Annotated in this window: 20 protein-coding genes and 1 tRNA gene; 5 read left to right on the forward strand and 16 right to left on the reverse strand. The window is 73.4% G+C overall.

Annotated features, from left to right (window positions below; genetic code table 11):
• The first annotated feature begins 60 nt into the window (after positions 1 to 60).
• Positions 61 to 1551 carry a tetratricopeptide repeat protein gene (locus ABZ865_RS28190; RefSeq protein WP_361236085.1) on the forward strand — a complete coding sequence of 497 codons (1491 nt, stop codon included), beginning with the start codon at positions 61 to 63 and terminating at the stop codon, positions 1549 to 1551.
• 13 nt (positions 1552 to 1564) lie between these two features.
• On the opposite strand, the gene hppD is transcribed toward ABZ865_RS28190, so the two are convergent.
• Positions 1565 to 2713, reverse strand: a complete 1149-nt coding sequence (gene hppD / locus ABZ865_RS28195) for a 4-hydroxyphenylpyruvate dioxygenase (RefSeq protein WP_361236088.1) — start codon at positions 2711 to 2713, stop codon at positions 1565 to 1567.
• 135 nt (positions 2714 to 2848) lie between these two features.
• Here hppD and ABZ865_RS28200 point away from each other — a divergent pair, with 135 nt between their 5' ends.
• Together ABZ865_RS28200 and ABZ865_RS28205 are read left to right on the forward strand one after the other, a co-directional pair.
• Positions 2849 to 3337: an Lrp/AsnC family transcriptional regulator gene (locus tag ABZ865_RS28200; protein ID WP_361236091.1), complete on the forward strand. Its 489-nt coding sequence runs from the start codon at positions 2849 to 2851 to the stop codon at positions 3335 to 3337.
• Positions 3338 to 3410: 73 nt separating this feature from the next.
• The gene (locus ABZ865_RS28205; RefSeq protein ID WP_361236094.1) at positions 3411 to 3710 is read left to right on the forward strand and encodes a hypothetical protein; all 300 of its coding nucleotides are present in this window, start codon (positions 3411 to 3413) and stop codon (positions 3708 to 3710) included.
• A 43-nt stretch (positions 3711 to 3753) separates the two neighbouring features.
• Here ABZ865_RS28205 and ABZ865_RS28210 read toward each other — a convergent pair whose 3' ends face one another.
• From ABZ865_RS28210 to ABZ865_RS28220, 3 genes are read right to left on the reverse strand one after another with little or no spacing between them, the layout of a single operon-like run.
• Positions 3754 to 4545 carry a S16 family serine protease gene (locus tag ABZ865_RS28210; protein WP_361236097.1) on the reverse strand — a complete coding sequence of 264 codons (792 nt, stop codon included), beginning with the start codon at positions 4543 to 4545 and terminating at the stop codon, positions 3754 to 3756.
• A gap of 21 nt (positions 4546 to 4566) precedes the next feature.
• Complete coding sequence (gene menC, locus ABZ865_RS28215) at positions 4567 to 5691, reverse strand: o-succinylbenzoate synthase (RefSeq protein ID WP_361236100.1); 1125 nt, start codon at positions 5689 to 5691, stop codon at positions 4567 to 4569.
• Positions 5688 to 6497: a chorismate synthase gene (locus ABZ865_RS28220; RefSeq protein ID WP_361236103.1), complete on the reverse strand. Its 810-nt coding sequence runs from the start codon at positions 6495 to 6497 to the stop codon at positions 5688 to 5690. Before ABZ865_RS28220 ends, menC begins: the two co-directional genes overlap by 4 nt.
• Positions 6498 to 6607: 110 nt before the next feature.
• On the opposite strand from ABZ865_RS28220, the gene ABZ865_RS28225 reads away from it, so the two are divergent.
• Complete coding sequence (locus tag ABZ865_RS28225) at positions 6608 to 8155, forward strand: helix-turn-helix domain-containing protein (protein ID WP_361236106.1); 1548 nt, start codon at positions 6608 to 6610, stop codon at positions 8153 to 8155.
• Here ABZ865_RS28225 and dapE read toward each other — a convergent pair.
• From dapE to ABZ865_RS28260, 7 genes are all read right to left on the reverse strand, one after another.
• Positions 8136 to 9248 carry a succinyl-diaminopimelate desuccinylase gene (gene dapE / locus ABZ865_RS28230; protein ID WP_361236109.1) on the reverse strand — a complete coding sequence of 371 codons (1113 nt, stop codon included), beginning with the start codon at positions 9246 to 9248 and terminating at the stop codon, positions 8136 to 8138. The genes ABZ865_RS28225 and dapE overlap by 20 nt on opposite strands.
• Positions 9245 to 10717 (reverse strand): amino acid permease, encoded by a 1473-nt coding sequence (locus ABZ865_RS28235; RefSeq protein ID WP_361236112.1) that lies wholly within the window; start codon positions 10715 to 10717, stop codon positions 9245 to 9247. The genes dapE and ABZ865_RS28235 overlap by 4 nt, the downstream gene beginning before the upstream one ends.
• 122 nt (positions 10718 to 10839) lie before the next feature.
• Positions 10840 to 11481 carry a helix-turn-helix domain-containing protein gene (locus ABZ865_RS28240; RefSeq protein ID WP_361236115.1) on the reverse strand — a complete coding sequence of 214 codons (642 nt, stop codon included), beginning with the start codon at positions 11479 to 11481 and terminating at the stop codon, positions 10840 to 10842.
• A gap of 365 nt (positions 11482 to 11846) precedes the next feature.
• Complete coding sequence (locus ABZ865_RS28245) at positions 11847 to 13646, reverse strand: DEAD/DEAH box helicase (RefSeq protein WP_361236118.1); 1800 nt, start codon at positions 13644 to 13646, stop codon at positions 11847 to 11849.
• A 119-nt stretch (positions 13647 to 13765) separates the two neighbouring features.
• Entirely contained in the window at positions 13766 to 14140 is a 375-nt protein-coding gene (locus tag ABZ865_RS28250; RefSeq protein ID WP_361236121.1) for a type II toxin-antitoxin system death-on-curing family toxin, read from the reverse strand.
• Positions 14137 to 14337, reverse strand: coding sequence for a hypothetical protein (locus ABZ865_RS28255; protein ID WP_361236124.1), 201 nt, complete (start codon positions 14335 to 14337; stop codon positions 14137 to 14139). The genes ABZ865_RS28250 and ABZ865_RS28255 overlap by 4 nt, the downstream gene beginning before the upstream one ends.
• 71 nt (positions 14338 to 14408) lie before the next feature.
• Positions 14409 to 15845, reverse strand: a complete 1437-nt coding sequence (locus ABZ865_RS28260; protein WP_361236127.1) for an MFS transporter — start codon at positions 15843 to 15845, stop codon at positions 14409 to 14411.
• A gap of 201 nt (positions 15846 to 16046) precedes the next feature.
• On the opposite strand from ABZ865_RS28260, the gene ABZ865_RS28265 reads away from it, so the two are divergent.
• Positions 16047 to 16121: transfer RNA gene (locus ABZ865_RS28265), tRNA-Cys, on the forward strand.
• Positions 16122 to 16212: 91 nt separating this feature from the next.
• Here ABZ865_RS28265 and ABZ865_RS28270 read toward each other — a convergent pair.
• The 5 genes from ABZ865_RS28270 to ABZ865_RS28290 all read right to left on the reverse strand — a co-directional run bounded on the left by ABZ865_RS28270 (position 16213) and on the right by ABZ865_RS28290 (position 22766).
• The gene (locus tag ABZ865_RS28270) at positions 16213 to 17373 is read right to left on the reverse strand and encodes an SUKH-4 family immunity protein (RefSeq protein ID WP_361236130.1); all 1161 of its coding nucleotides are present in this window, start codon (positions 17371 to 17373) and stop codon (positions 16213 to 16215) included.
• 170 nt (positions 17374 to 17543) lie between these two features.
• Positions 17544 to 17669 carry a hypothetical protein gene (locus ABZ865_RS28275; RefSeq protein WP_361236132.1) on the reverse strand — a complete coding sequence of 42 codons (126 nt, stop codon included), beginning with the start codon at positions 17667 to 17669 and terminating at the stop codon, positions 17544 to 17546.
• Positions 17666 to 19975: a molybdopterin cofactor-binding domain-containing protein gene (locus tag ABZ865_RS28280; RefSeq protein WP_361236135.1), complete on the reverse strand. Its 2310-nt coding sequence runs from the start codon at positions 19973 to 19975 to the stop codon at positions 17666 to 17668. Before ABZ865_RS28280 ends, ABZ865_RS28275 begins: the two co-directional genes overlap by 4 nt.
• Positions 19972 to 21876: a 2Fe-2S iron-sulfur cluster-binding protein gene (locus ABZ865_RS28285; RefSeq protein ID WP_361236138.1), complete on the reverse strand. Its 1905-nt coding sequence runs from the start codon at positions 21874 to 21876 to the stop codon at positions 19972 to 19974. Before ABZ865_RS28285 ends, ABZ865_RS28280 begins: the two co-directional genes overlap by 4 nt.
• A complete protein-coding gene (locus ABZ865_RS28290; protein WP_361236142.1) occupies positions 21873 to 22766 on the reverse strand; it encodes an FAD binding domain-containing protein in 894 nt (297 codons plus the stop codon). The genes ABZ865_RS28285 and ABZ865_RS28290 overlap by 4 nt, the downstream gene beginning before the upstream one ends.
• Positions 22767 to 22846: the final 80 nt, after the last annotated feature.

Below are 22846 nucleotides of genomic sequence, written 5' to 3' on the forward strand. Positions count from 1 at the left end.
CCGTCGCGCCGCCCTTGGGCCACCCGGACGTCCTCGGCGCGCTGGCGCACAGTGAGCGATATGGAGAACCGACAAAACGGACACTCCCTCCCCGGTACGTCCCTGGTGACCGAGCCGCCCCGGCCGCGCCGTCCCCGGCGGTGGCTGCGATGGGCGCTGGTCACGGCGGTGGCGGGTGGTACCGCCGCGGGCGCGGCGCTGATGCTGCTGCCGGCTTCGGGGCCGGAGCACCGCGCCAAGCCCCCGGCCGCGGCTCCGAAGCCGGCGGCGGGTCCCCGGGCGCCCGCGCTGACGACGGTCACCGCCGGGGTGCCGGCCACGCTCACCGACCTGGAGACGCTCATCGGGCGGCAGGAGAGCACGGTGCGGGCGCAGCCGCGCAACGCGCGGGCCTGGGCGGTGCTGGGGACCGCGTATGTGGAGCAGGGGCGGCTGAGCGCCGACGCGGCGAACTATCCGAAGGCCGAACGGGCGCTGCGGGCCGCGCTGGACATGCAGGGCCTGCGGACCGCGGACAAGGCGGCGGCGCTGGGCGGGATGGCCGCGCTGGCGAACGCCCGCCGGGACTTCCCGGAGGCCAAACGGTACGGCGAGCAGCTGCTGAAGCTGACGCCGAAGCAGTGGACGGCGTATCCGCCGCTGATCGACGCCTACACCGGGCTCGGTGACTACAAGAACGCGCGCTCCACGCTGGACAAGCTGCTGGGGCTGAAGACCGACGCGGCCGCCCGGCCGGCGGTGATGGCGCGGGCCTCGGCCGTGTACCGGGACCGGGGCTGGCGCGAGGACGCGGTGGCCCAGCTGACGGACGCGGCGGCGGCCGCCCGTACGCCCGCCGAGCAGGCCGCCTATCTGACCGGGCTGGGGCAGCTGGCCTGGGAACGGGGGGACCTGACGGACGCGCTGCGGCACTTCGAGGGTGCCCAGCGGCTCGACGCCGGGCAGCAGGCGGCGCTGGCCGGGCAGGGGCGGACGCTGGCCGCGATGGGGCGCACCTCGCAGGCGCTGGCCGCGTACCAGGAGGCCCTCGCCAAGCAGCCGGACCCGCGGTACGCGCTGGAGCTGGGCGAGCTGTACGAGTCGCTGGGCCTGAACCGGGACGCCGAGCGGCAGTACGACGTCATGCGCGAGCGGGCGGGGCAGGCGACGGCGGGCGGGGTCGACGAGGAGCTGCTGATCGGGCAGTACGAGGCGGACCACGGAGACCCGCAGGAGGCGGTGCTGCGGCTGGAGGAGGAGTGGCGCAACCAGCCCGGGATCGAGGTGGCCGACGCCCTCGGCTGGGCGCTGCACCGCGCCGGCGACGACAAGGAGGCGCTGACGTACGCCAAGACCGCGACGGACAAGGCGGAGGGCGGCGGGGTGCGCAGTGCGCTGTACGCGTACCACCGGGGCATGATCGAGAGGGAGCTGGATCAGGAGTCGTCGGCGCGGCGGCATCTCCAGGAGGCGCTGCGGATCAATCCGCACTTCTCGCCGCTGGCGGTTCCTGCAGCGCGGACCGCGCTGCAGGAACTGGGCGACGTGCCGGACGAGCCCCTGCCGGAGTAGGACTCGGCTTGCCCTACAGGTTGCCCCGCTTGGCCTGCTCCCTCTCGATCGCCTCGAAGAGCGCCTTGAAGTTGCCCTTGCCGAAGCCCATCGAGCCGTGGCGTTCGATGAGTTCGAAGAACACGGTCGGACGGTCCTGGACCGGCTTGGTGAAGATCTGCAGGAGGTAGCCGTCCTCGTCGCGGTCGGCGAGGATCTTCAGCTCGCGCAGGGTCTCGATCGGCACGCGGGTGTCGCCGACCCACTCGCCGAGGGTGTCGTAGTAGGAGTCCGGGGTGTCGAGGAACTGGACTCCGGCCGCGCGCATGGTGCGGACGGTGGCGACGATGTCGTTGGTGTTCAGCGCGATGTGCTGGACGCCGGCGCCGCCGTAGAACTCCAGGTACTCGTCGATCTGGGACTTCTTCTTGGCGATCGCGGGCTCGTTGATCGGGAACTTGACCTTGAGGGTGCCGTCCGCGACGACCTTCGACATCAGCGCACTGTACTCGGTGGCGATGTCGTCGCCCACGAACTCCTTCATGTTCGTGAAGCCCATGACCTTGTTGTAGAAGCCGACCCACTCGTTCATGTGGCCGAGTTCCACGTTGCCGACGCAGTGGTCGATGGCTTGGAAGGTGCGCTGGGCGGGGGGCTCGACGATCGGGGCGGCGGCGACGTATCCGGGCAGGTACGGGCCGTCGTAGCCGGAGCGGTCGACCAGGGTGTGGCGGGTCTCGCCGTAGGTGGCGATCACGGCGAGGACGACGGTGCCGTGCTCGTCCTTCAGCTCGTACGGCTCCTCGATGGAGCGGGCGCCGTGCTCGACGGCGTAGGCGTGGGCGGCGCGCGCGTCCGGGACCTCGATGGCCAGGTCGATGACACCGTCGCCGTGCTCGGCCACGTGCCGGGAGAGGAACTCGCCCCAGGGGGTGCTCGGCTTGATCACCGAGGTGAGGACGAACCGGGCCGATCCGTTCTCCAGCACGTAACTCGCGGTCTCGCGGCTGCCGTTCTCCGGTCCGGAGTACGCGACCAGCTTCATGCCGAAGGCGGTGGAGTAGTAGTGCGCCGCCTGCTTGGCGTTGCCCACGGCGAAGACGACCGCGTCCATTCCCTTGACCGGGAAGGGATCGGCCTGCCGGGCGGTCGCGTCGGGAGTGTGGTGAGTGGTCTGCGTCATAGCGGAAGGGTGGCCCCGGTCTGCAAGGTGCGCAATAGTTTGCGTATTCACTGGGCAATCTGTTCAGTCGTACGGCCGTCTCGGCGGCCCTTCTGTACAGGATGACCACCCCGACCCGGAGAAGGAGCAGGGGCCGTGGCGATCGATCATCTGGACGGGCGGATCATCGTGCTGCTCGCGCGCGAGCCGCGCATCGGGGTGCTGGAGATGTCCCGGCGGCTGGGGGTCGCCCGGGGGACGGTCCAGGCGCGGCTCGACCGCCTCCAGTCGACGGGGGTCATCCGCGGATTCGGGCCCCAGGTGGACCCGGCGGCCCTCGGCTACCCGGTCACCGCGTTCGCCACGCTGCAGATCCGGCAGGGGCAGGGCGCCGACGTCCGGGCACACCTGGCGACCGTGCCGGAGGTGCTGGAACTGCTGACCACCACCGGCAGCGGGGACATGCTGTGCCGGCTGGTGGCCCGCTCCAACGCCGACCTCCAGCGGGTGATCGACCGGGTCGTCGGCATCGAGGGCATCGTCCGGGCCTCCACGGCGATCGTCATGGAGAACCCCGTACCCCTGCGCATCATCCCGCTGGTGGAACAGGCCGCCGGGGAGGACGACGACTTCCAAAGAAGTTGATCAGCTGGCCGCCCACGGCTTCGTCGAGGACGCACCCGGACACGGCAAGGGGCGGGAGCGCTGGTGGTGGGCGGTGGACGAGGGGCTGGTCTTCGACGCCGAGGACTTCAAGAGCGCCGGCCCCGAGGTCCGGGGCATGGCCGAGATGTACCTCCACGAGATCGCGAACACGCACGCCCGCGAGCTGTCCACCTGGCTCAGCACCCAGGACCGCTGGTCCGAGGAGTGGTCCCGCACCGGCGACGCCGAGCTGGTCCAGAAGATGCACGACCTGATCGACGTGCCGCCCTTCGAGCTGCGGGCCCGCGTCGGCTGGACCCTCGTGGAGGTCGGCCTGCGCCTCGCGGCCGCCCCGAAGCCGGTGGTCGCGTAGGCGCGTAGGCGCGTAAGCGCGTAAAAAGACAGGCCCCAGGCCCCTAGCAGCTCGGTACCGGGCCGTGCCCCTGCTCCAGGGCGACCAGGGAGTTCACCGCGCTCTTCAGCGTGGTGACCGGGACCAGGCGCAGTCCCTTGGGCAGTTCGGCTCGGGCATCGGCGCACTCGGCCTTCGGGACCAGGAAGACGGTCGCGCCGTCGCGCCGGGCGGCCTGTGTCTTCAGGGCCACCCCACCGACCGCGCCGACCTTGCCGCCGGCGTCGATCGTGCCCGTACCGGCGATGGTGCGGCCGCCCGTGAGGTCGCCGCCGCTGCCGTCGCCGTCCAGCTTGTCGATGATCCCCAGGGTGAACAGCAGCCCCGCGCTGGGCCCGCCCACGTCCGCGAGCTTCAGCGTGACCTTGACCTTGTCGGGGCTCAGGTCCAGGTACTTCAGCGCCGCCTGGGTCGCCGCGTCCTGGGACTCCCGCATCTGCTGCACGTTGTGCTTCTCGATCTCCTTGACGTTGTTGCCCGTCGGGTAGACCGAGTCGTGCGGCATGACCGCCCGGTCCGTGCGGAACCAGTTGCCCAGCACGTCCCCGAGGCGCACCGGCGTGTCCGGGCCGGTCGCCACGATGGTCGTCATCCGCAGCTGCCCGCTGGTCGGGCGGGTCGGCGCGCCGGAGACGGTGATCACCGGGGTGCCCTTGTTCTTGCCGAGCACGTTCGCCGTCATGCCCGGCTGCGCCACCGCGAACGGCAGCGGCGCGAACAGCGCCGTGGCGAGCAGGGCCACGACGGGCAGGGCGCAGACGGCGACGGCCTGGGGGCGCGTGAGACGTGAGAGCACGGGATCACACTAACGCGACGGTCACACCCCTCCCCCGCCCCGTACGTACAGGTCCCGGCGCTCCCGGGTGAACCGGCGCAGCGCCTCCGGGAGCGGCTCGACGCCGATGCCGGGCGTGGCCGGAACCGGAAGGTGGCCGTCCTCGAGGACGAACGGCTCGGTGACGTCCTCCGCGAAGTAGCGGGAGGAGGCCGAGGTGTCACCGGGCAGGGTGAAGCCGGGCAGGGCCGCGAGGGCCAGGTTGGGGGCGCGGCCGATGCCCGTCTCCAGCATGCCGCCGCACCACACCGGGACCCCGTGCGCGTGGGCCACGTCGTGGACGCGGCGGGCCTCCAGATAGCCGCCGACCCGGGCGGGCTTCACGTTGACCACCCGGCAGGCGTCCATGGCGATCGCGGAGGCGGTGTCGGTGGCGTGGTGCAGGGACTCGTCCAGACAGACCGGGGTCGCGATGCGCCGCTGGAGCTGGGCGTGGGCGTGGAGGTTGTTCTCCTCCAGCGGCTCCTCGATGAGCAGCAGCCCGAACTCGTCCAGGCGCCGCAGGTGCTCGGCGTCCGCGAGGGTGTAAGCGGTGTTGGCGTCGACCTGCAGGGGCAGCTCGGCGCCGAAGCGTTCGCGGACCGCCCGGACCGGCTCGACGTCCCAGCCGGGCTCGATCTTCAGCTTGATGCGGACGTACCCCTCGGCGAGGTACCGCTCGACGTCGTCCAGCAGCTCGGGGACGGAGTTCTTGATGCCCACGGAGACACCGGCGGGCACCCGGTCCCGTACGGCGCCGAGATACACGGCGAGCGGCATGCCGTGGGCCCGCAGCTCGGCGTCCAGGACGGCCGTCTCCAGGGCCGCCTTGGCCAGCTCGTGCCCCTTGATCTTCGCCATCGCCGGGGCCAGCGCGGCCGTGGTGAGGTGCGGGAGGGCGGCCACGCGGGGCAGCAGGAAGTCGCGCAGCACGATCTCGGCGCCGGCCACGAACTCCGAGCAGTACAGCGGCTCGGGGTCGGCGGCGAACTCGGACCAGCCCTCGGCCGCGTCCGTGACGACGCGCAGGAGGAAGGTGTCCTTCGTCGTCATCGTGCCGAAGGACGTACGGAAGGGGGTGACCAAGGGGATCGCCACGTGCACGATCTCGACGCGCTCCAGCTTCATGCGGCGCTCCCCTCGGACGTACGGGTCTCCGTCGTACGGGTCAGCGTGTACCAGCCGTCGCGGGACATGCCGGTCGCCCGGAACCCCTCCTCGAAGGCACCCACGAACACCTCGCGCACCGCGTGCCGCCAGCGCAGGGCGAGCGCCGGGTCGGCGGCACGCAGCGCGACGATGTCGTCGGGGACGCGGCAGAAGAGGTGCGTGTCGCCGCGGCGGGCGAGCGGGGCGCCGTCGGGGGCGGTGTGCGTCACGAGCCCGCCGGGCGCGTGGTCCGGGATGTCGTACGAAGGAGTGTCGTACGACGGGGTCGGCGCCGTCAGATCCCAGGTCACCGTCAGCCGGTCGCTCTCGTCGCCGTCGTTCACGCCGTCCGTCATGGGGCCGTAGAAGTCGACCAGGTACTCCGTGCCGACCGCGCCCAGCTTGGCCAGGTTGAAGCGGGCGTTGCGGCCGACCAGCGGGTCGAAGGTCCAGCGCATGGTGCGGGCGCCGAGGCCGGCCGCCCAGGCGCGCTGGGCCTGCTTCACCGAGTGTCCGAGGCCCCGGTCGGCGGCGGCGACCAGGGAGTACGTGCTCCGTTCCGGTCCGAGCACGGCGACGGAGGCCCCGGCCGGCCGCGCGCCGTCGTACGCGGCGTGCACGGCGCCGCCCGCGTGCACCAGGCTGTGCAGCACCTCGGCCGGGTAGGGCGGGGCGGTGCGGGGGGTGTGCCAGACGTCGCTGAAGTAGTCGGCGACGGCCGCGAGCCCGGCCACGTCGTGGACGGTACGGACGGTGACTTCTGCTGTCACGGCTCCTGCTGTCATGGCACGAGTCTCGAAGGAGCCGGGTCCATGTGTGTTGTGCGAGCGGCCAAGGCGTACGTACCGTCGTTTCACCATCCGCCAACAGCCTGCTGGGGAATCTCATGGACGCCATGGCCACCTGCACCCTCGGTGACCTGCTGGACGTGGTCGGCGGTCCCGCCCTGCGCCTGCACACCGCCCCCGCCGGGCCCGGTGTGCCGGTCACCGAGGCGGTGCTGTACGACGCGCACGCCCCGCTCCCCCGGCTGCCGGGCGCGCTGCTGCTGGCGGTCGGGGTGCCGGCCGCGGAGGCCGGGCCGCTGGTGCGGGCGGCCGCCGAGGCGGGGCTGACCGGGGTCGTGGTGCGCGGTGTCGACGGGCCGGTCGGGGAGGCGGAGGCACACGGCGTGGCACTGCTGTCGGTCGCCGAGGACGCCGCCTGGCACCAGGTGCACCTGCTGCTGGCCTCGGCCATCGGCGCCCGGCCCGCCGTCGCCTCCGACACCGGCCTCGGGGACCTGTTCGCGCTGGCCGACGCGATCGCGGCGGGGGTCGGCGGGGCCACCGCCATCGAGGATCCCCGGCAGCGGATCCTCGCCTACTCGACCGTCCCCGGTCAGCCGGTGGACGAGGACCGTCGACAGGGCATCCTGGGCCTCCAGGTGCCGGCCAGCGCGGAGAACACCGAGCAGTACCGGCGGCTGTTCGCCGCCGACCGGCCGGTGCGGCTGCCCGCGCTGTCCGGCTCGGGCCTGCCCCGCCTGGCGATGCCGGTCCGGGCCGGCGGGGAGACCCTCGGCTCGGTCTGGGTGGTCGACGACGGCTCGCTCGCCCCGGACGCCGAGGACACCCTCGCCCAGGGCGCCTCCACGGCCGCGCTGCTCCTGCTCCGGGCCCGCGCCGCCCGCGAGTTGGCCCGGCACCGCGGCACCGACCTGCTGCGCCGTCTGCTGGACGGCACCGCGGACGCGGCGACGGCCGCCCAGCGCCTGGGCGTCGACGGCCCGGCCCGGGTGGCCGCCTTCGTGCTGGACTCCGCCGCGAGCGTCCCGGACGCCGAGCGCACCGCACTGCGCCTGCTGGACGTCGTACGCCTCCAGTGCGAGGCCCGCTACGGACGGCACGCGTGCGTGCTGCTGGACGGGGTGGTGTACGCGGTAATCCCCGGGCCCGGGGAACGGCACAAGCGGCTGGCCGAGGACATCGTGGGGCGGGCCGGGCAGGCGCTGCGGGTGCCGGTGCGGGCGGCACTGGGCGAGGTGGCGGCGGACGCGGGCGGCCTCGCGGACTCGCGGGCGGACGCGGACCTGGTGCTGCGGATACTGGACGCGACCCGGCCGGTCGCCACGGTGGACGAGGTGCGCCCGCGCGTGACCCTGCTGCGGCTGGCCGAAGTGATGGGCGAGCGGCGGGAGTTGGCCGCGGGCGCCTGGCGGCGGGTGCTGGCGTACGACGCCGAGCACGGCACGGAGTACGCCCGCACGCTCGTCTGCTGGTTCGACGCGGGCTGCGACATGGCGGGCGCGGCGAAGCTCCTCGCCGTACACCCCAACACCTGCCGTTACCGCCTGAGGCAGCTCCAGCAGCACGCCGGGGTCGACCTGGACGACCCCGACGAACGGCTGGTGCTCTGGCTTCAGTTGAGGACGCTGGCCGGGCTCAGCGGAGCCACGCCCTGAGCCGCTCCTCGCACTGCTCCAGGTGCGCGACCGGGACGTACTCCCCCGCCGTGTGGGCCAGCGAAGGGTCCCCCGGGCCGTAGTTGAGGGCGGGCACACCGAGCGCGGCGAACCGGGCCACGTCCGTCCAGCCCAGCTTGGGCCGGGGCTCGGCGCCCAGCGCCGCGACCAGCCCGCCGACCCGGTCCAGGTGCGGCAGGGCTCCCGCGACGACCTCGGTGACGCGCACCTCGTACCCGGGGAACAGCCCGCGCACGTACGCCTCCGCCTCCTCCGCCGAACGGCTCGGTGCAAACCGGCAGTTGACGGTCACGACGCACTCGTCCGGTACGACGTTCCCGGCCACCCCGGCGCGCACCGCGACGGCGCTCAACCCCTCCCGGTACTCCAGCCCGTCCACGACGACCCGCTCGGGCGTGTGGTCGTCCAGCAGCTGGAGCACCCGGGCCGCCTTGTGGGCGGCGTTGACGCCCTGCCAGGCGCGGGCGGTGTGGGCGCGGGCGCCCTTGACGACGATGTCGGCGGTGAGGATGCCCTGGCAGCCGGCCTCGACGCCGGCGTCGGAGGGCTCCATCAGGATCGCCAGGCCGGCCTCTTCGAGGAGTCCGGGCCGGGCGGCGGCGATCCGCGCCAGCCCGTTCCGGTCTCCTTCGACCTCCTCGCACTCGTAGAACACGTAGGTGAGATCGCGGGTCGGCGCGGTGACGGTGGCCGCGAGCCGCAGGGCCACCGCGACCCCGCCCTTCATGTCGCAGGCTCCGAGCCCGTGGACCCGGCCGTCGGCGAGCCGGGAGGGGAGGTTCCCGGCGGCCGGGACGGTGTCCAGGTGGCCCGCGATCAGCGCCCGTTCGGGGCGGCCGAGGTCCGTGCGGGCGACGACCGAGTTGCCGATCCGCTCCACGGTGAGGTGCGGAAGCGCGCGCAGGGCCTCCTCCACGGCGTCCGCGATGAGCGCCTCGTCCCCGCTCTCGGACGGGAGGTCGACCAGGGCGCGGGTGAGGCCGACCAGGTCGGCGGTGAGGTCGAGGGCGGCGGTGAGGTCGAGGGCGGCGGTGAGGCCGGGGGCGGCGGTGAGGCCGGGGGCGGCGGTCATGCGAGGTCCTGGGGGATGTGGGGGCTGTCGGGGCTCTGGTTGAGCTTGGAGTGCCGGATGCCGTAGAGGCCGTAGACGACGAGTCCGACGGCCATCCAGCCACCGAAGGCGATCCAGGTGTCGACGCCCAGGCTGAACAGCATGTAGGCGCAGAAGCCGACGCCGAGGATGGGGACGACCGGGGAGAAGGGGACGCGGAAGGAGCGGGGGGTGTCGGGGCTGCGCCGACGGAGGATGACGACCGCCAGGTTGACCAGCATGAAGGCGAAGAGGGTGCCGATGCTGGTGGCGTCGGCGAGGCTGCCGAGCGGGACGAGCGCGGCGAGCACGGCGATGAACCCGGACACGATCACGGTGTTGGCGCGCGGCACCCCGGTGCGCGGGTGCACCTTGGCGAACAGCGGCGGCACCAGCCCGTCCCGGGCCATGGCGAACAGGATGCGGATCTGCCCGTACTGCACGGTCAGCACCACGCTGGTGGTGGCGACGACGGCACCGATGGAGAGCAGGATCGGCCACAGGTTCCCGCCGCCGACGGACTGCACGAGCACCTCGCTCAGCGTGGCCTCGGTCCCCTCGAACTTCTTCCACGGCATCGCGCCGAGCGCGGCCACGGCGACGAGGACGTACAGGGCGGTGACGAGGACGAGGGAGAGGATGATCGCGCGGGGCAGGTCGCGCTGCGGATTCCGCGCCTCCTCACCCGCGGTGGAGGCGGCGTCGAAGCCGATGTAGGAGAAGAAGAGCGAGGCCGCGCCGGCGCTCATGCCCGCGGCGCCGAGCGGGAAGAGGGGCTGGAAGTTCCCGGCGCGGAACGCGGTGAAGGCGACCGCGCAGAAGAGGACGAGAGCGGCGATCTTGACGGCGACCATGACGGTGTTGGCGACGGCGCTCTCCTTCGCCCCGCGCAACAGCACCACCATCGCGAGGACGACGATGAGGGCGGCCGGGATGTTGAGGGTCCCGCCGGCACCGGGCGGCGCGCTGAGCGATTCGGGCAGGGTCACGCCGAAGGTGAGGTCGAGCAGCTCGTTGACGTACTGCCCCCAGCCCACGGCCACGGCGGCCACCGACACCCCGTACTCCAGGATCAGACACCACCCGCACACCCAGGCCACCAGCTCGCCGAGGGTGGCGTAGGCGTAGCTGTACGACGACCCCGATCCCGGGATCATGCCGGCCAGCTCCGCGTAGGAGAGGGCCGAGAACAGCGCGGTCACTCCGGCGAGGACGAAGGACACGACGATGGCGGGCCCGGCCTCGGGCACGGCCTCGCCGAGCACGACGAAGATGCCGGTGCCGAGGGTGGCGCCCACGCTGAGCAGCGTGAGCTGCGCGACCCCCATGGTCCGCTTCAACGGACTCCCGGCGGCCTCCCCCACCAGTGTGCCCACGGCTTGCCGCCGGGTCAGCCGATGTGCGCGGCCCGCCTGTTGTCCGACCTGTGGCCGACTGTCGACTCTCTCCACCGTCCGGCTCCCTCCGCCTCGGGGCTTGTATGGCCCTTGATGATGCGGAGGGGTGGACGGGAGAAGGTGCAGGGATCGGCCAAAGCTAAGGGACGGTCATTGTCGAGACGACCAAAGCACGGTCAGCGCAACGCCTCGGCGACCTCCTTGGCCGCCTCGACCACCCGCGCGCCCACCCGTTCCGGCACGGAGTCCGCCAGCATCACCACACCCACGCTGCCCTCGACGCCCGTCACCCCGATCAGCGGCGCGGCGGCCCCGCTCGCACCGGCCTCCAGCTCGCCGTGCGTCAGGGTGTAGCCGGGGTCGACCGACTGCGACTGTCGCGCCGCGAGGATCGCCTTGCCGGCGGCGCCGCGGTCCAGCGGGTGGCGGAAACCGGCCCGGTAGGCCACGTGGTAGTCCGTCCAGGTCGGCTCGACCACCGCGACGGCCAGCGCCTCGGTGCCGTCGACCAGTGTCAGATGTGCCGTCGCCCCGATGTCCTCGGCCAGCGAGCGCAGCGCGGGCAGCGCGGCCTCCCGTACCAGCGGATGCACCTGGCGGCCGAGCCGCAGCACCCCGAGCCCGACCCTGGCCCGGCCGCCCAGGTCACGCCGTACGAGCGCGTGCTGCTCCAGCGTGGCGAGCAACCGGTACACGACGGTCCGGTTCACGCCCAGTTTGTTGGAAAGCTCGGTGACGGTCAGCCCGTGGTCCGTGTCGGCCAGCAGCTTGAGGACGCGCAGTCCCCGATCGAGCGTCTGAGAGGTCTCCGCGGTCACGACGCCCACTCCTTTTGCGATGAGGTCGGCGACCCCTGAGCGAGAGATGCGTCGTCGAGTCCCGTCGGCGACGCGCTTCAGAGGCCGCCGATCGGCAGGACGGCCCGGCGGCTCCGGGCCAATGTCGCTTCACGGCTGCGCTCCGCGGCGGCGCTGCCACGGGGCGTGTGCGTAGCGGGACAGTAGCGAAGGGGGTTCGCTGAGCGGAAGTCTCGGTCCAGAATCCGGGCAAGACCAGATCCGGCCTGCCTGCATTCGTCCGGATACGCACATGCCCCATGAACATGAACCCCATGAACATGAGGGGGGTGCGGGGCGACCATGAGGGGGTCCGGGGCTGCCGGGACCGTCACCTCATACGGCCGTCACCTCATACGGGTGGCCCACTCCTGGACCTTCGCGATCCGCGACCGCAGCTGTCCCGCCGTCGCCTCCGCGCTCGGCGGTCCCCCGCACACCCGGCGCAGCTCGGTGTGGATCACCCCGTGCGGCTTGCCGCTCTGATGGACGTACGCGCTGACCATCGTGTTGAGCTGCTTGCGCAGCTCCATCATCTCCTTGTGGCTGACCACCGGCCGCCGCTCGGCGGGCAGCTCCAGCAGGTCCGCCTCGGAGTCCGGCTTCTTCCGGCTGTGCGCGATCTGCCGGGCCTGCCGCTTCTGCAGCAGCAGCTGCACCTGCTCGGGTTCGAGGAGCCCCGGAATCCCCAGGTAGTCCTGCTCCTCCTCGCTGCCCGGGTGGGCCTGCATGCCGAACTCGGCGCCGTCGTACAGCACCCGGTCGAAGACGGCGTCGGACTCCAGCGCCTCGAAGGGCAGCATGTCCTGCTCGCCGGTGTCCTCGTCCTGCTGCTTGTTCGCCTCGTCCATCTCCTTCTCGGACTCGGCGTACGGGTCCTCCTCGCCCTCCTTCTTCGGCTTGTCGAGGGCGTGGTCCCGCTCCTTCTCCATCTCGTTGGCGAAGGTCAGCAGGTCGGGCACGGTCGGCAGGAACACGGACGCGGTCTCGCCGCGCCGCCGGGACCGTACGAAACGGCCGACGGCCTGGGCGAAGAACAGCGGGGTCGAGATGGTGGTGGCGTACACGCCCACCGCGAGCCGGGGCACGTCGACGCCCTCGGACACCATGCGCACCGCGACCATCCAGCGGTCGTTGCTGCCGCTGAACTCGTCGATCCGCTTCGAGGCGCCGGCGTCGTCGGACAGCACCAGGGTCGCCTTGGTCCCCGTGATCTCGCGGATCAGCTTGGCGTACGCACGCGCCGAGTCCTGGTCGGAGGCGATGACCAGCGCACCGGCGTCCGGAATGGCCTTCCTGACCTCGGTCAGCCGCTGGTCGGCGGCGCGCAGCACGCTCGGCATCCAGTCGCCGCGCGGGTCGAGGGCGGTACGCCAGGCCTGGCTGATGGCGTCCTTGGTCATCGGCTCGCCGAGCCGGGCGGCGATCTCGTCGCCCGCCTTCGTGCGCCAGCGCATGTTGCCGCTGTAGCTGAGGAAGATCACCGGCCGGACGACGTGGTCGGCGAGGGCGTTGCCGTACCCGTACGTGTAGTCGGCGGCGGACCGCCGGATCCCGTCCGTCCCCTCCTCGTACGTCACGAAGGGGATGGGGTTGGTGTCGGACCGGAACGGCGTACCGGTCAGCGCGAGTCGCCGGGTCGCGGGCTCGAACGCCTCCAGGCACGCCTCGCCCCAGGACTTGGAGTCACCGGCGTGGTGGATCTCGTCGAGGATCACGAGCGTCTTGCGCTGCTCGACCCGGTTGCGGTGCAGCATCGGCCGCACGCCGACACCGGCGTACGTGACGGCGACCCCGTCGTAGTCCTTGCCGAGCGGGCCCGCGCTGTACTCGGGGTCGAGCTTGATCCCTATCCGCGCCGCGGCCTCCGCCCACTGCTTCTTCAGGTGCTCGGTCGGCGCGACCACGGTGACCTGCTGCACGACGTGGTGGTGCAGCAGCCAGGAGGCGAGGGTCAGCGCGAAGGTCGTCTTGCCGGCGCCGGGCGTGGCGACGGCGAGGAAGTCACGCGGCTGCTCCTGGATGTACTTCTCCATCGCCCCCTGCTGCCAGGCACGCAGCTTGCTGGCCGTACCCCAGGGCGCGCGGCCCGGGAAGGCGGGGGAAAGGTGGTGGGAGTGCGTCGAGGAAGCGGCGGTGGTAGTCACGGTCTCCGTGGTTGGGGGGTAGGGCGGCTCGGCTACGTATGACAACCGGGCCACCCTACCGGCGGCCCACCCCTGTCAACGCCCGGACGAGGCCGGGTCGCCCGTGGGTGGGACCCACGTCACAACTGCCGCAGCCGTTCCGCGATCTGCGGGATGTCACCGAGGTTGCCGGAGGCCACGTCGATGACCAGGTCGTATGCGCTGTCCTGGGCACAGCCCTCGAGGTCGACGCCGTTGACGCCGAGAAACGTCGCGGCGGCCAGCCAGGCCGTGCGCTTGTTCCCGTCGACGAGCGGGTGGTTCGTCGCGATGGCGTGCAGCAGCGCGGCTGCCTGCTCGTGGAGGTCCTCGTAGGCCGCGGTGCCGAACATGCGGGCGCGGGGCCGGTGCACGGCGGACACGAACAGCCCGCTCTCCCGGACCTCCGGAGTACGCCCGCCGAAGGCGATCCGGGCGATCTCCGTGACCTCCGCGACGGTGAGGTGCCTGGTCATTCGCCGAGCCTCCGCAGCAGATCGGCGTGCGCGCCGGCGAGCGACTCGGCCGTGACGCGCACCGGCGACGACTCGCGTGCCAGGCACTGCAGTACGGCGTCCAGGGCGATGTCCTCGGGGAGCCGACCGGTGGCGTCCGCGAGATCGTCGAGCTCCCGCCGGACGGCGGTGTCGAGACGGAGGATGAGGTCGTCCATGGCGGGAGGTTATGCCCCGCGCTCGACCGCCCACGACCGATTTACGACCATCCTCCTCGGGGCACCGGCCCTCACCGCGCCCGCAACCGCGTCGTCACCCACGCCCCCACCAGCGCCACGCCCGCCATCGGCAGGAACACGGCGGCGAAGGCGGCGGGATGGGTGCCGTCGGAGGTGGTCGCCGTGGTGGCCGCCGCGCTGCCGCCGCCCAGCGCCGCGAAGGCCGCGCCGGTCGCCGCCAGGAGGACGACGTTGGAGAGGGCGTCGGAGATCTGGAGGGCGGCGGAGTTGGCGCCGGCCTCCTCCGGGGCGGAGAGGTGCAGGAGAAGCACGCTGGTGGAGGAGATCACCAGCCCCATGCCGAAGCAGCCGAAGGCCCAGGCGACGGCGACGATCCAGACGGGCACGGAGTGCACGAGCACGCTGGGTGCGGTGACGATCGCGGCGGCGACCAGCACCATCCCGGCCGTCATCAGCCGCTCCCGGTACGGCTCCACGCGCGACCGCGACTGCACCCACGACCCCAAGGCCCAGGTGCCCCCGCCCGCGGCGAGCGAGAACCCGGCCAGCGTCGGCGACAGCCCCCGCTGGGTGACCAGCATCAGCGGCACGAAGGACTCGGCCGCGATGAACGACCCCGCGGACACCCCGCGCAGCAGCACCACGGAGGGCAGCCCGCGGGCGGCCCGGTACGTGCCGCGAGGCAGCAGGCCGAGGACCGCGGGCACCAACAGGGCCGCCCCGGCGAGACCGGGGAGCAGCGACAGCCACCGCAGGTCCTGGGCGGCGTACTGGAGGAGTCCCGCGCCGAGGGAGATGGCGAGGGCGAGCCGGATGCGCCGCCGGTCGAAGGAGGCGGAGCCGGCGGTGCCGTCCACGGGCCCCGACGCCCGCCGCCGTATCTGGGGCAGCGCGAGGGCGAGCGGGAAGACCACCAGGGCCGGGATCCCGAGGAAGACCCACCGCCAGCCCAGGTGCTCCGTCACGGCGCCCGAGGCGAGGGGGCCCACGATGGACGGTACGACCCACCCGGCGGCGAAGGACGCCATGATCGCGGGCCGCAGCCGCTCGGGGTAGGCGCGCCCGACGACGACGTACAGCGCGACGATGACCAGCCCGCCGCCGAAGCCCTGCACCGCCCGCCCCAGGATGAACACCCACATGCCCTGCGCGGTCCCGGCGACCACGAGCCCCGCCGCGAAGGCGCCGATCCCCGTGGTCAGGGCCCCGAGCGGGCCCCGCCGGTCGGACCACTGCCCGGACAGCACCATCCCGAACAGGCTGGTCGTGAAGTACCCGGAGAAGGCGAACGCGTACAGCGCCACCCCGTCCAGCTCCCGCGCCGCGACCGGCATCGCGGTGCCGACGGCGGTCGCCTCGAAGGCGATGAGCAGCACGACGGACACGATCCCGACACTGAGCGCCCGGTACGACCGGCTCAGCACGCCGCCCTCTCTGTCAGCGGCATCATCCACAACAGCGGCATCAGAGGACTCAAGGGCGGTCATGCTCGTCAGCGTAAGGCCCACCAGTGCGTTTGGCTCCTGTCGGTGGTCCCGGGGGCACTGCGACCTTGGTCGTACATCCCCCGCTTCCCCGGCTTCCCTCGCTTCCCCCGCTTCATGAACGCCGTATGGCAGTCCCGTTGCAGCCCGGGCCATTCCCTTGAGCCCCCTCCGACCGCCCCCGTACGTTCATTCCACGAACACGGCCGTGTGCCCGAGTGGCTCAGGGACGCGCCTGCAAAGCGCGGTACGCGGGTTCAATTCCCGCCACGGCCTCCAGTACGGCGTAGGGGCGGCATCCGGCGAGGGTGTCGCCCCTTCGCCGCGTGCGGGGCCGCCGAGGTCGCAGGGGTAGCCGGGGTCGCCGGGGTCAGAGGACGCCGCCCGCCTCGTCCTGGAACAGTTCCGTCCAGTAGTGCCAGTGGATGTCGGGGGACAGGGCCGTGGGGTCTATCGCGGTCAGGGTGTGGATCATGGCTGCGGCCAGCTGGTCGTAGGCGGCTGTCGTCAGTTCGTGGCCGAGGTGTTCGTCGATCGTCCGCTCGTGGTGCAGGAGCCAGAGCGTGAAGGCGAGGGTGGAGATGTCGGTGTTCAGCGGGTAGAGCGTGGCCTCGGGCTCGCTGAAGGTGAGGATCGCGCCCGTTCTGCCGTCGATCACCAGGCTGTTGTCCTCGACGAGGTAGCCGAGGCGGATGAGGTGGTCGGAGTGGGCGGGGAGGGCGTCCAGGGGGTAGTCGTCGGCGCGCTCGCCGGTGACGTACTCGGTGAGGGTGGGCAGCGGGACGTCGGTGTCGGCGTGGAAGAGGACCGCCTCTTCCGGCAGCCCCGTCTCGCGCAGGAAGCGGCGGGTCGGCTCGTGGGTGAGCGTGGCCGGGAAGTCGACCTCCTCGAAGCGGGACACCCGGCCGGCGCCGAACTCCTGGTCAAGGAGGCGGGCGGGCACGTCCAGGGTGAGGCCGGAGGCCGTGCCGGGGCCGGCGATGAGGGCGAGCGGGCGGATCAGGGCCGCCGCCTTCCAGTACGGCGGGACCCGGCCGTCCGTGCCCTCCTCGAAGAGGGTGAGGAGGCGGCGGGTGGCCTCGGTCACCGTCTTGGGGCCGTACCGGCCCGCGAGGGAGGCGAACCGGCCGCGCAGGCCCGCCAGTTCCTCGGTGACCGCGGCGAAGCGCAGGAGGGTGTCCAGCGAGGGGGCGAAGGGGCGGGGGTCGGACGGGTCGAAGAGGTAGGCCGTCGTCAGCTCGCCCGTGACGCCGTCGAGCAGGATCGACTCGCGCTCCATGCCCGCGGGGTTGAGGAGTTCGCCGATCACCAGGCGGTTGCGCAGCTCCTCCGCCAGGTGGAAGGGACCGTCCGTGGCGTCCCCGAGCGTGCGCAGGCCGTGGGTGCGGAGGGGGGAGAACGTCAGCAGGCCGGCGTCCGTGGGCAGTCCGGGACCGGTGAGAAGTTCGTGTGTCGGCGCGTGCGTGACGAGCCTGTCCAGTTCCGCCTCGGTCAGCGTGATCGCCGGAATCCCGGCCTCGGTCGTGCTCATCGCTCCCCCGCGATCTTCATCGATGCGTGCGTCCCTGGGCAGGGCATGCCCGGCCGGCCCCGGGCTCCCGTCGGAAGCGCGGCCGTCCCCCACTGCTCAGCACACTACGCGGCACCACTGACAACGCTCGAGGAATAAGGACGCCGGGCGAGCCCCGCGCGTTGCGTGGCTCAGGTGAGGTAGATGCCGCCCAGCACCACGGCCAGTGCCGCCACCAGGAACAGCAGGATCCACCCGAACAACTTGCCCACGCTGGGCGGAGGTTCGTAGCGCGGTTCCTCGGGCGGTGTGGTCACTGCGGGGTCACCACCGCGGCCTGGGGGCGGATCGGGAGGCGGTTGACCGGGCGGCCCGTCGCCGCGCGGACGGCGGAGGCGATCGCCGCCGGGGACGTCACCACCGGGACCGCGCTGACCGACTTGGCGCCGAACGGGGCGACCACGTCCCGTTCCTCGACCAGTTTCACGATCTGGATGTCCGGTGCGTCCAGCGCGGTCGGCAGGGCGTAGCCGGTGAGGTCGGGGTGGCGGACCAGGCCCCGGGGGGTGCGCAGGTTCTCGGTGAGCGCGATGCCCACGCCCTGGGTGACGCCCGCCTCGATGCGGGCCGTCAGCTGGGCCGGGTTGAGGACGCGGCCGACGTCCTGGGCGACCGCCAGCTCGACCACCCGGACCGAGCCCAGTTCGACGTCGACGTCCACCACCGCGCGGATCGCGCAGAAGGCGAGGCCGACGAACGCGTCGCCCTGGCCGGAGGCGTCGAGGGGCTCCGTGGGATGCGGGCGGCACTGGGCCGTGGCCCACAGTTCCTTGCCCTCCATCGCCTCGGTGACGGTCGTCGACAGCACGCCGTCGTACGAGGTGATCTTGCCGTCCGTGATCTGGAGCAGCTCGGTGGACATGCCGAACTTGTGCGCCAGGGGCTGCAGGAGCTGGGTGCGGACCATCTTGGCCGCCCGCTCCACCGCTCCGCCGGACACCCAGGTGTGGCGGCCCCGGCAGCCCGCGCCGGCCGGCGGCTGGTCGGTGTCGACCGGTGCCACGTGCACCTCGTCGACGCCGAGCGTCTCCTGGACGATCTGGCGGGCGAGGGTGGTGAAGCCCTGGCCGGTCTCCACGGCCGCGCACAGCACCGTGGCCACCCCGTCGTGGATCTTGACGGTGGCCGTGGACACCTCGTCCGCGCCCTCCGCGCCGAGCATGTGCACCATGCCCAGGCCGTAGCCGACGCCCCGGCGCACCGCGCCCGGCTCGCCCGCCCCCTCGGGGCCGCCGGGCAGCAGCCAGTCCTCCTCGGGGGTGTCCTTGGGCAGCGCGGGCAGCGGGAAGTCCCGGACCGCCTGGAGGAGTTCGGCCACCGGGGCCGGGCAGGTCACGGTCTGGCCGATCGGGAGGACGTCCCCGGTCGCGAGCGCGTTGCGCAGGCGCAGTTCCGCCGGATCCAGGCCCAGTTTCTTCGCCAGCTTGTCCATCTGCGCCTCGTAGGCGGCGCACACCTGCATGGCGCCCTCGCCGCGCACATGGCCGGAGGGCGGGTTGTTGGTGCGGACGGCCCAGCCCTCGATGAAGGCGTTCGGGACGACGTACGGGCCGCACGCGAAGGAGACGGCGGCGGCCAGCGCGTCGGCGGAGGTGTCGGCGTACGCGCCGCCGTCCAGCAGGATCTGCGCCTCGACCTTCACCAGCTTGCCCTCGGCGTCCGCGTGGTGGCGGTAGCGCAGCAGGGTGGGGTGGCGGTGGGTGTGGCCGAGGAAGGACTCCTCGCGGGTCGCCGTGAGCTTGACCGGGCAGCCGGTCTTGAGCGCCAGCAGGCCGAGCGGGAGCTGGAAGCCCTGGTCCTCGCGGTCGGCGGTGGCGCCGGGCACCCCGGTGACGACGATCTTGACGCGGTCGGCGGGCAGGCCGTAGCAGGCGGCGGCCGTGTTGCGGTCGGTGTGCGGGTCGGTGGAGGCCATGTACAGCTCCACGCCGCCGTCGGGCCGCGGCACCGCGAGGCCGGCCTCGGCGCCGATCGGGGCCGGGTCCTGGCGGCCGATGCGGTACTGGCCCTCGACGACGACCTCGCCGACCACGTCCGGGTCGCCGTGGCGCAGCGGGATGTGCCGGATCAGGTTGCCGTCGGGGTGCAGCGGCTCCGCCTCGAAGGACTGCTCGGGGTCGGTCACCGGGTCGAGCACCTCGTACTCGACGATGACGGCGGCGGCGGCCATCCGCGCGGTGTCCGGATGGTCGGCGGCGACGGCGGCGATGGGCTCCCCGTGGTGGCGTACGACCTCGGAGGCGAAGACCGGCCGGTCGGGGGTGCCCCGGCCGTGGCGAGGCGTGCCGGGCACGTCCTCGTGGGTGACGACGGCCCGCACGCCGGGCATCTCGCGCGCGTGGGTGGTGTCGATGGACACGATGCGCGCGTGCGCGTGCGGGGAGCGCAGGACGGCCGCCCACAGCAGGCCCTCGGCCCACAGGTCGGCGGCGTACGGGAAGGTGCCCTCGGTCTTGGCGCGGGCGTCGGCGTGCGGCAGCGAGGCGCCGAGGCCGTGCGGCAACGGCTCGGCCGCGGGGGCCGCTTCCGCAGGGGTGGTCGCGGTGGCGGCTTCGTTGCTCACGCCTGGCCTCCGTCCTGGCCGTAGTGCTGGTCGTGCGGTCCGGAGTGCGGGTCGTGCACGCCCATGTTCGGGTCGTGCGGGTCATGCGGATCGTGCGGTCCGGGTACGCCGAAGGCTTGGGAGCCGTCGAAGGCCTGGGAGCCCTCGTAGCCCTGGGAGCCGTCGAACACGCCCGGGGTCTCGAACGCCGCCGGGTTGACGCCGCCTGCCCCCGGGCCCGCCTGGTGCGGAATACGCGCCTCGTCGGCGTCCGTCTCGGCATCGGCGGCGGTGTGCGCCTCGCGTTCGGCGACGACCGCCTCGACGGCCTCCAGGACGCCCCGGTAGCCGGAGCAGCGGCACAGGTTGCCGCAGAGGGCCTGCCGGGTCTCCAGCTCGGTGGGCGCGGGGTTGCCCTCCAGCAGGTCGTGCAGGGTCATCGCGATGCCGGGCACGCAGAAACCGCACTGCACGGCGCCGCACCGGGCGAGCGCCCGCTGGACGTCGGAGGGCTGCCCGTCGACGGCCAGGCCCTCGACGGTGCGGACCTCGGCACCGGACGCGGTGACCGCCGGGACCAGGCAGGAGGCCACCAGCCGCCCGTCCACCTGCACGTTGCAGGCCCCGCACTCGCCCTGCGAGCAGCCGTCCTTGGCACCCGCCAGGCCGAGCCGCTCCCGCAGGACGTACAGCAGGGACTCGCCGATCCAGGCGTCGGTGACGGGGCGGTCGGCGCCGTTGACCCGCAGGACGTAGGAGGCGAGCGGGTGGTCGTCGTTGGGCGGGAGCGGGGCGGCGTCCGCCGGGGCCGGGGCGTCGGTCGCGGCGGGCGCGTCGGCGTCCGGGTCCTCGTGCGGGGCCCGGGAGGCCGCCGGGTCGTCCCCCGGCTCCGGGGTGCCGTGCGCGCCTTCCGCGTCGGCGGGGCCCGGCGTGTCCGCCGAGGCGGCCGCACGCGTGCGCGTGCCGGAGGGGTCTGCCGAGCCGGTCGACTCGTTGGAGCCCGTCGGGTCGGGCGTGCCGGACGCGGCGGCCGTGTCCGGCGTTTCGACGGCCTCCGGTGCATGCCGGGTCTCCTGGGCCGCGGTACGGGCTGCCGGGCCGCCAGCGGGGCTCTCAGGGCCCTGTGCGGGGCCGTGCCCGCCCAGCGTGCCGTCCTGGGCGAAGGGCGCCTCGCCGTGGCCGCCCTGCGCCGCGCGCTCGGGACCCTCGGCGCCGTCGGGCGCGTACCCGGGATGCGTGGAAGCGTCGTGGGGCGCGGGCGTGGACGCGTGATCCGCCGTACCCCCGGCGTACGCCCCCTCGGGCGCGAACCCCTGAGGCGCGTGTCCCGGCAGGCTCGCCCCCTCGGGCTCGCCCTGCCGCGGTGCCGTCTCCGGCCGGCCCCACGGCTGTCCCGCGCCCTCCGTCGCCCAGGGCGCGGGCGCGCCGCCGGGGAGGGTGGCCGGCGGGGTGCCGCCCCACTGCTCGACCAGCGAGGAGGTGGTGAACTCGCCCGATTCGTCCGGAAGATCGCCGCCCGCGACGGGGATGGACCACTGCCCGGTGACGTCGTGCCCGGGCGCGGAGGGCGCGGCGGGCTCATCGAAGGTCCACTGCTGCGTGGCGGCGGGGTTGTACGTGAACCGGTCGCCCCCGGCCTGGTCCTGCGGTACGGCGTTCGGGTCGGGCCACCGCTGTCCGTCGGCGGGCGTGCCCCAGCCGCCGTCGGCGGGGTCGCCGGTCCCCGGGGTCGGCGCTATCCGCGGCGGTACGTAGCCGTGACCGGGCGCGGCCAGCGGGCTGTCGCCGGCCAGGAGGGCGTCGATGCCGCCCTCGGGGAGCTTGACGAAGGCGGTGGCGCCGTCGTCGTAGTCGCCCTGGGGCAGCGGGTCCCAGCGGCCGCCGCTCCGGGGCGCGCCCTCTCCGTGCTGGTCGTCGGTCACGACAGCGCCCTCCCCAGTGCTCGTCGGGCCAGCGCGGCGACGGTGCGCCGCAGGTGCAGTACGGCGGGCGGAAGCGCGGCCACGGTGCCGTCCGGTTCCGGGGCCGGGTCGGGGATGCAGGCCGCGGCGACGTACTCCCCGAAGGCGTTCAGGGCCTCCGGGACGAGCGCGCGGTCGTTGTCCCAGTCGATGAGCTGCGCGACCCACTGCTCGGCCTCCAGGGGCCGCAGCGGCATCGGCGCTATGGCGCCGACCGCGCACCGCACGCCGCGCCGGGCGGGGTCGAGGACCAGCGCGACGGAGGCCACCGCGCGGCCGGGGCCGGTGCGTCCGGTGGCCTTCAGGAAGACCTGCGGGGCGTGCAGCAGCGGCACGCGCACGTAGCCGATGAGTTCGCCGCCGCGCAGCATCTCCACGCCGGCCAGCAGGTGCGACACCGGGATCTCCCGGGTGGCTCCGCCCGGGCCCGCGATGATCAGCGTCGCCTCCAGGGCGGCCAGCACCGGCAGCGCGTCCCCGGTGGGGGCGGCCGTGGCGATGTTGCCGCCGAGGGTGCCGGCGTTGCGGATGTGCGGCGGGCCGGCGGCGCGCGCGGCGGCGGCGAGCGCCGGGATCAGGGCCGCGAAGTCGGGGCGGCCCATGCGTGCGTGCGTGAGGCCGGCGCCGAGCAGCGCATGGCCGTCCTGGTACTGCCAGCCGCGGATCTCGCTGATCCGCCCGAGACCCACCAGGGCGGCGGGCCTGAGCTGACCGGAGTTGACGGCGGCCATCAGATCGGTGCCGCCCGCCACGGGCACGGCGGTGGGCATGGCGGTGAGCGCCGCCACGGCCTCGTCCAGTGTCGTGGGCAGCGTGACGGCCTGCGCCGCCTGCGGTGCGTGCGTGGTCAAACCGGCTGCCCCTTCCCGCTGCCCCACCTGGTCCCACCTGTGTGGCCGTACGGTACGTGCTCACAGGGCGGACGTGGCAA

The sequence above is a fragment of the Streptomyces sp. NPDC047085 genome, assembly GCF_040643735.1.
Classification (GTDB): Bacteria; Actinomycetota; Actinomycetes; order Streptomycetales; family Streptomycetaceae; genus Streptomyces.

Coding starts and splice junctions, on each gene's coding strand:
- ABZ865_RS28190 (WP_361236085.1), top strand. CDS start 61: ATGGAGAACCGACAAAACGGACACTCCCTCCCCGGTACGTCCCTGGTG.
- hppD (WP_361236088.1), bottom strand. CDS start 2,713: ATGACGCAGACCACTCACCACACTCCCGACGCGACCGCCCGGCAGGCC.
- menC (WP_361236100.1), bottom strand. CDS start 5,691: ATGAAGCTGGAGCGCGTCGAGATCGTGCACGTGGCGATCCCCTTGGTC.
- ABZ865_RS28220 (WP_361236103.1), bottom strand. CDS start 6,497: ATGACAGCAGGAGCCGTGACAGCAGAAGTCACCGTCCGTACCGTCCAC.
- ABZ865_RS28225 (WP_361236106.1), top strand. CDS start 6,608: ATGGCCACCTGCACCCTCGGTGACCTGCTGGACGTGGTCGGCGGTCCC.
- dapE (WP_361236109.1), bottom strand. CDS start 9,248: ATGACCGCCGCCCCCGGCCTCACCGCCGCCCCCGGCCTCACCGCCGCC.
- ABZ865_RS28250 (WP_361236121.1), bottom strand. CDS start 14,140: ATGACCAGGCACCTCACCGTCGCGGAGGTCACGGAGATCGCCCGGATC.
- ABZ865_RS28255 (WP_361236124.1), bottom strand. CDS start 14,337: ATGGACGACCTCATCCTCCGTCTCGACACCGCCGTCCGGCGGGAGCTC.
- ABZ865_RS28260 (WP_361236127.1), bottom strand. CDS start 15,845: ATGACCGCCCTTGAGTCCTCTGATGCCGCTGTTGTGGATGATGCCGCT.
- ABZ865_RS28270 (WP_361236130.1), bottom strand. CDS start 17,373: ATGAGCACGACCGAGGCCGGGATTCCGGCGATCACGCTGACCGAGGCG.